The 6,000-nt window shown below is 55.5% G+C and carries 3 protein-coding genes and 3 pseudogenes; 2 read left to right on the top strand and 4 right to left on the bottom strand.

From position 1 onward, the window contains the following. The 4 genes and pseudogenes from EFR00_RS34115 to EFR00_RS33800 form a co-directional block, all read right to left on the bottom strand. Positions 1–684: pseudogene (locus EFR00_RS34115) on the bottom strand (group II intron maturase-specific domain-containing protein); the annotation flags it as partial. A 543-nt stretch (positions 685–1,227) separates the two neighbouring features. Next, positions 1,228–1,428: pseudogene (locus tag EFR00_RS33360) on the bottom strand (IS630 family transposase); the annotation flags it as partial. Continuing rightward, positions 1,415–2,344, bottom strand: a complete 930-nt coding sequence (locus tag EFR00_RS31340) for a polyprenyl synthetase family protein (protein ID WP_040111853.1) — start codon at positions 2,342–2,344, stop codon at positions 1,415–1,417. The pseudogene EFR00_RS33360 and the gene EFR00_RS31340, both read right to left, overlap by 14 nt. Before the next feature lie 832 nt (positions 2,345–3,176). Beyond that, positions 3,177–3,324 (bottom strand): annotated as a pseudogene (locus EFR00_RS33800) (IS5/IS1182 family transposase); the annotation flags it as partial. Positions 3,325–3,908: 584 nt separating this feature from the next. Here EFR00_RS33800 and EFR00_RS31330 point away from each other — a divergent pair. Both EFR00_RS31330 and EFR00_RS31325 read left to right on the top strand, forming a co-directional pair. After that, entirely contained in the window at positions 3,909–4,412 is a 504-nt protein-coding gene (locus EFR00_RS31330) for a helix-turn-helix transcriptional regulator (RefSeq protein ID WP_040111852.1), read from the top strand. 903 nt (positions 4,413–5,315) lie between these two features. Further along, positions 5,316–5,822 (top strand): helix-turn-helix domain-containing protein, encoded by a 507-nt coding sequence (locus EFR00_RS31325; RefSeq protein ID WP_040111851.1) that lies wholly within the window; start codon positions 5,316–5,318, stop codon positions 5,820–5,822. Positions 5,823–6,000 lie beyond the last annotated feature (178 nt).

Raw genomic sequence — 6,000 nt, 5'->3', positions numbered from 1 at the left:
AACTGCGAAGCCCGAGTTTTGTGGAACCGAAAGCGCTTGTACTTTCGCATGATCCAGGCCTTGAGCTTCCGATTGACATAGTCAGCCAGAGAGAACAGGTCCGAACGACTGAACCGCCCGTAATAGGCAATCCATCCCCGGAGGAGCGGATTGATCTGTTTGGCGATTTCAGCCAGCGTCCCCGGCGTTTGCCGCGGAATGTTCAAGCTCTTGATCGTGGCCCGCATCGATTTTAGCGCCGCCGGACTGGCCGCTGGGGTATAGCCACAGAAGAACTCATTCCGCTGTGAAGTCGCCACCTGTCGCGGCCTGAACTGGTATCCAAGGAAGTCAAATTTGACAGTCGGATACATTTCCCCAAGAAGAGCGGCTCTAAATCCGGCTCAATCATCTGCTTGACCACCATCTGCGCGATCCGATCACTGACCGTCGGCACACCCAAAACCCTTTCGCCTCCAGTCTTCTTTGGAATGGAGACGGCGCGCACCGGCGGCGGAAAGTAAGCCCCAGAAGACATCCGATTCCAGATCTTGTAGAGATTTCTCGCAAGGTCTTTGTCAAACATCTCCAGGGTCTCACCGTCCACCCGGCTGCACCACGGTTGGCTTTGACCGCTTTGTAAGCTTCGTACACTTGCCGCTTCTCAATCCGAAACGGCTTGTCTGTCGTACCTATCGAAGTCATCCTGTTTCCAGTTGTTCCAAACAATGCGACCACCTGATCCGATCCCTTTGCTCCGGCCCCATTACAGGGCCCTCAACGCTCATACGGATCGGTCCGCCCCGGTCTCCTGCATCGGTACTCTCGCCTTACGGTTTCTCCGCTTGGGCTTCTCCCTTGGCATCAGGAGCCTGGTTCCTGCAGTTCCGCGTGAAAGCCTGTGTCCAACTCACGCCCCCTCTACGCCGGTCGCCGCCCGCCCAATCATCAGGCACCCGGCCGACTTGTCCCAGGATGACGAAACAGTCCTGGTTTCGACGACGCTTAGATTCATAACGGCGCGTCTTCGGAGGGTTCACTTTCGTTCGTCTTTCGGACACGCACCTGCTCGGATCTCGTCCGAACTTTTCATCCGACGCTCACCACCACGGCTCTTTATCGCAGCAGCTCGGACTGGTTTGAGACCCGCTCCTGAAAGCCGATCCCGGAGGGCCATCCTCCATCATTCACGCAGCTTCACGTTACGGGGTTAGCTCATACTGAACTCCTTCCGTGCCTCTGCAGCACACTTTCATCGATGAAGACCAGCCGGCTTGGATCGAGGCCAGCCTGCCAGGATCGCCAGCGCTGTCGCCGTCGCGCGACGTCAACTCGCGCCTGCTCAAGGGCGAACAGTGTTTTTTTGAACCGTAGCCCCTCGCGCCGCAGAAACTGCCATACGGTGTCGTGGGATATGCGTCCCGTAACTCGGTGCTCATAAAGGTGCGCAATCCAGCGCCGCCTGTTGAATCAGACCGGCTTTTCCCGGTCCCGCCACGCCTTTGCAAAGTGAATGATTTAGCCAGTCAACGAAGGACCGTTTGTGAGGGCTGGCAGGAATGGTGTCACCTATCTGTTCGAGGTACGCGTAAAATCTGGCGGCTGCGCTGTCCAATCCTTGGCCGCGAACGATACTGGGTCGATTCAGCTGCGTGTCCACGGCAGGCAATTTGCCAAGCACTTCTACGCGGCCGACTGTATCTGCGATGTCGTCGGCAATCTGATACGCATGCCCGAGCAATTCCCCCACCTTAGACCACGGAGCCGGATCAGCACCACTTACCAGGGCACCGCACGTGGCCGCCGCGACAAAGAGGGAGCCGGTCTTGTAATGGTGATAGCGGTCGATAGCGACGTGCGTCATTGCCTCCATCGACTGTCCGGCGATCAGTCCGTGACTGGGGCCGACCGCCTCCGCAACCACCTCGATCATGCGCCCGCCCAACTCAGGTGTTAGTGCAGCCTGCAAGCTGAGGTATTTGAAAGCCATCACGATCAAGGCATCGCCGGCCAAAACGGCGATAGGCTCTCCGAAAAGCCGGTGCACCGTCGGTCTGCCGCGACGTAGCGCGGCGTTATCGAAGCAAGGCAAGTCGTCATGCACCAACGAGGCACAGTGCAGCAATTCAATTGCTGCCGCGGCTCTTGTCGCCAGCTCAGGATGTTTTTCGCCGCACACATAGGAGACTTTCAAGCAGAGCTTGGGGCGCATCCGGGAGCCACCTGGAAACACTGCCGCGTCCAGCGCTCCACGCAAGTGAGCCGGCGCAGCCGGACTTAGAGCAGTATCCATGGCAGCTCGCAGCGCCTGCTCGATGAGCTTGTCGCTATCGCCAACCACGTCGGCTTGGTGATTCGAAGTCATATCGCATCTCCACTTTTGAGACGAAAACGAAAATTGGGCGTAGTCCAACCGGTGCCAAACGAAAGGCAAATTTCGCTGTGTCTCTTCAGGTTCTAGGCACCGTTAAATTTAGCGGATGCGGCCGCCAACATGCGGCACCGGCGTCACCAACGAAACCGCGTGCCAGTGGGAGCCTTAACTCGGCAAGGCGATCTCCCACTGGAATCCCTTGAAGCAGTCTCATTCGCGGCGACATGACATCTGGACGAATTCGGTTATTTCGATCGCGCGCGAAGAACATTGGCTCCGGCGGCGCTGTCGGCCAGAATGGCATCGCTCTCAACGTCTTGATCCAAAGCTGAAGAGGCTCCCGCGCTGAGCAGTGGCTGGTGACAAAGCTCTTTGGATCGGCTGCACGCCGCCGCGCGTGATGATCGCTGACGAGCTCCGTCGTACGGTACGACATGGGCGAAGATGGGCCTTACATCTAAAGGTGTTGGTCATCGTCGATAGTAACCACTGGAGCTTGGACCGGAACCATTGCCGGCAGAGATCTGGGCTCTTACAAGCAATTGGTGTGCCACCAGAGCATTGTTAGTGAATGTTCCAATGGCGACAGAAGGCGCCTTCCGGTGCTCACCGTGTGTCGGGAGTCTCGGATTGTGCCACTCCGCCTAGTATGTGAACACCGTCAACCTTGCGAGCGATCCGTCCGAAGGCCGACCCAGCATTGGGAGTGAATTGGGTCGAGCTCACAATGCACGTCGGCGCTTGCATCATGCCAGCCTGTCAATGTGCGCGATCGCACACGACTGTCAGCTTTGCGTCAATTACGATCGAACCGATGCTTTTGACGTTTCACGAGGTTACGCTGCCGATAGACCCAGCGTGAGAAGACGACTGAGCCCTTCCTGTTGTTCTTCGTCGCGATGTTGCCGAGCCTTACACTCGACCGGCTTGGCGAGGATTTCGGCGCTGCCGTAGCCCTTGTCGGCCGGCAGGAAACCGTTTCGAGAAGTCGGTCCCCGACCGCCTTTTGCTAGCGGACTAAAAGGTCGGAGCAGGTGGATCTATACAGCGCTTTCTTTCGAAGCCCTGGTTGAAGGAGGCGGAATTTTCAGAGAGCATCGAACCTACACGCTAGCGGGAGCGGTAACCGATATGGGTTCTTGGCTGAGTGATTTCCAGCACGGCGGAGCTTTCCCAGCTAGCCAAATGGGATATCGTGGGACGGGGAAACGGATCGGTTTTCGAGGATTATTTCTTATCGTCCTCAACGAAGACGGCTTAGAAGATGTTGAGCATTGAATGTGAATTTTCGCTCAAATTCGACGCAACCTAGATGATTCAGTGGCGGGTGCGACCATAGCCGCCTCATCTTTCATGGAACTGGGCGACCGGTCTAGCGAGCCTGTTTTGCATGCATTCATGAAGCAATTTGGCTAAACCCTCAAATATTTGCTATAACGCAAAAAATGCCCAAAATGGGTATTTAAAACGGTTGTAGTGTGGCGATGACACGTGGTTCAAATCGGTTCAGGTTGGCTCAAGCCTACAACGAGTGGCAGGAAAACAGGGACGTGCGGTGACGGAAGATCTAGCAAGCTACAGAAGTTCGAGAGGCCTCGTCAGCACCGCCGATCCGGAGGTTGACAAGGCGATCTATCGAAAGCCGGGCTTCGGCGGCGAAATTACATCCCTGGGTCACATGGAGGAACTGATCAGCGCGTTCCTGAAAAAGACACGCCAAGCGCAGGGCCTGTCTCGCGCGGACGTTGCTCCAATGCTTGGTCTGTCCATCCCTGTATACGGACGCTACGAGCGGGCATTTTCCAAAATGACTGTTACTCGGATGATCCATCTGTGTGAGATTCTTGGCTTCATGCCTATCGATATGATCTTTGAAGCTGCGCCACATCTTTGGGGCCGCACATCGGAGGAGGCCGAGGATTGTCTCACACTGGCGAGGATTCTCAGGAGACTTCCGACCGGCACGACGCGCGACCTAATTCGGCTCCTGCAGCGAATGATCCCCGATGACGACGAGAGCGACAGAGGTATCAGTGATGTAGCGGAGACCGTGAAGTGATCTGGGTTTGTCTATGACGCCCCTGACCAGTAGCAGTGTTGGTGATAGCCGGGTATCGCAGCCGACGCGCTGTCGTCGGTGTGCAGACACCCGCAATCTCACAACTTAGTTTTTCACTCGTTTTCCGTCTGATCAACAATACGCGGCGATTGCGCAATATTCGATCGTTGGTTGGCGTCGATCTCGCTCGATGCTCGAGCGATTTGTCGGCGAGCGACGCCAAGTCTATTTGCATGCGCTTTGCTTCGACAGTAGGGTCTGTCATCAACTCCCTCATTGGGTTCTCCTGTGTGGGTATTCGAGCTGCCGGCGCGCATGCTTTGATTTCAAATTGCCAAATCTAAGCCCGTCCTCTCCGCGCCTCTGTTCCATCGCGCCGATCCTTTTTGCCATTCGGCTCGGAAATAGCCATTCGACATCACGATCAGGTTCCGCGAAAACGGGGGCGAGTCGCTGAGACTGGAAACGCTGTTCATGGCTGTCGCCGTTCAGAGGTACTATGAGGGCATCGCCTAGAGCAGCCAACACGCGCAGCCTTGATTGGTTTGCCGTGAACCGAGAGTCTCCGCGTGCAGGACAAAAGGCCACCATGCCCGCACACGACGTCCCTAGTGCTAGACGAGGAAATGCAGTGACCGTTATCACCAAAATCACTGAAGGCATTCAGTGCCAATTTGGCGCAAGTGGATAATCCTTGCGTGAAGCGATTTCGGTGTGAGCTATATCTATGTACTTGCGATCAATGATATATTTTGGTAAACGATAGCTATCGGGTGAGGTTCGCCTGGACCAAAATGCGCCAAATGAGATCGAAATCGAAACATTGGTGGTTTCAAGCACATCACTTTCCGTATAAAGTGCTCTGGCGCATTTACCTCAGTCGGAGCAATGTCAGGACCATCATTGAAGCAATGGATTAATGAACTCGGTTTGCAACAAGTCGATGATCCAGGCATAGACAAGCCGGTCTATCGAAAACCTTTTGACGGACGGATTGCACTTAGCGCCGAACTCGAAAACTTGATCAGCATCAGCCTTCGCGAAGCCCGCGATAAGCGAAAACTACCGCGCTCGAAACTGGCGCCCTTGCTTGGCATCACTAAGCAGGTCTACGGCCGGTACGAAAATGGAGTATCCCGCTTGACCGTGAGCCGACTGATTCATCTGTGTGAGGTTTTGGATGCCACTCCGGAAGAGATTATCGCCCCGGCGGCACCTTATCTTTGGGGCGAAACTGAAACCAAAGCGGTTCTGCTGCTGGCTACTATCGTGAAGTTGCGGACTTTCGATGAAGAGATCTTGCAAGATATTTTCAGCTTACTAAGCCGCATAGACGAGACCGGTAGCGATAGCGGCGATCGTGCCGTGAAAGTCGCGTCTACCAGCGCCACTGCAGACGATCGCAAATAGGACGTAGATCGCTAGCGTCAATAAACAGAACGTGCGTCCCTGATGAAGTTCTATCAGAAACCGCGACCAACGCTCGCGCCGTTGCAGGTTGCCGAAGCAAGCTTTGCGCAGGCGGTTAGGACTAGCAAGCGGCCGTTCATCGCCAAAGCACTCCGGGACATAGGTGGGTAAACGGGGG

Source organism: Rhizobium sophoriradicis, assembly GCF_003939025.1.
Taxonomy (GTDB): Bacteria; Pseudomonadota; Alphaproteobacteria; order Rhizobiales; family Rhizobiaceae; genus Rhizobium; species Rhizobium sophoriradicis.
Note: the sequence above shows the minus strand (reverse complement) of the source record. Positions and strands in the feature narration are given on the sequence as shown.